Origin of the sequence: Streptomyces narbonensis (genome assembly GCF_014649015.1) — a bacterium.
GTDB classification, from domain to species: Bacteria; Actinomycetota; Actinomycetes; order Streptomycetales; family Streptomycetaceae; genus Streptomyces; species Streptomyces narbonensis.
In genome coordinates this window covers 1-1315 of sequence record NZ_BMSF01000062.1, presented here as the reverse complement: position 1 = coordinate 1315, position 1315 = coordinate 1, and the positions used below count along the sequence as shown (strand labels likewise).

Annotated in this window: 1 protein-coding gene; it reads right to left on the bottom strand. The window is 50.5% G+C overall.

All coding sequences use genetic code 11. The annotated features are described in order from the left end of the window. Positions 1-1271: hypothetical protein (locus tag IE124_RS36195; protein WP_189513879.1), on the bottom strand; the 1271-nt coding region annotated here is incomplete at its 3' end. Between the last annotated feature and the right edge of the window lie 44 nt (positions 1272-1315).

Sequence of the window (1315 nt, the reverse complement as noted above, 5' to 3'; positions counted from 1 at the left end):
CCTCGAGGGCCAGTGAGAGTGATCGGACCCACGGCAACGGTGTTCACGACCGCGGAGACGTTCTTGCCCGGGTCAGTCATATTTACCACGTAGGGCCAAGTATTGGCGAATGACAAATTCCCCAAGTTTAACAATACAGAGTTGCACGCAGGTGAATCGGACAGCCGCAACAAACATGTTGATGATGTTAGATTGCCGCTCACTTCCCCTGTAGCATTGATGCCCTGACAGGCAGTTGAAATCTGCTCCGACAAAAGGATTGCAAACGTGAAATTATACCACAGTGGCTTATACCCGTTTACGTGCACTGTCCAGTTTCCGTCTTTATTTGGCAAGTCCGCCGGAGGAGGCGTTGGTTGATCGTGCATTGTTGCATCAGCCGTTGGTTGCTCCTCGTCATGAAATGGGTCGTCGAGAACACTCTGCCTCGTATGTGATATACTGTCCACCTCTGTCGCATCTCCTTTCGAAAAATTTGCCTCTACTATTTGGTCTCCTCCCCCACCGCGCGCTATTCCTATCATTTGCCTGTGTGTCGCGTCATCTGCCACTGAAATGTAGTTAAATCCCTGCACCGTCACATCAGCATGACCGTCTGCAACATGCACGTTACCGGTGAAGAGATCGCGTGAAATACCCGTCCCATCCGGTGGGGGTATTTGCCCGCCTATGAGATAGAGTGACATGCCGTCGGCATTTGGTACGGAAGCAATAACGGCGTTGGTACGCAGCGGTGCAAAACCAATCATCACATCTGTCGCGTCACTACCCGGCCCTGAGAGGTCCACCCATGACTCCAGTCGATCGAAAGAACGTCGATATGTTGCCGCAATCATTGCCAACGTTCGATTGTATATCATGAGCTGCGGCGACAACCAGTCTAACAACTCAGAGTCGAACTGACCAACATCTGCCGTGAAGTATGTGGGGTCCACAACATACACGTTGTCGTTGTATTCTGGCCAGCCTCTGTAGTCACGGCAGCCGCCTCCAATAAACACAAGCTCACTGTTGTCTACCACGCCCGGTGTAATAAGTGAGGTGCCCAACCCCCGACCAGCGTCGACAAATTGTCCAGTAACTGTGTTGAACTGTGAAACGGACGTCATGGGGTTACCATCTATTAACGATACACCACCTACGATATAAATTGTACCATTGCCATTCCCCACACAACTAGCGTTGAAGCGAAGTGTTGCGGTGTCGGGAATCGAAATGTGTTGTATATCCATTGAGAGATCATCCACTGGAGGGAACTGCTGTTGGTACAACCTAATCACTTGGACAGATCGAAGAGTTGCATTGATTGTTTGAG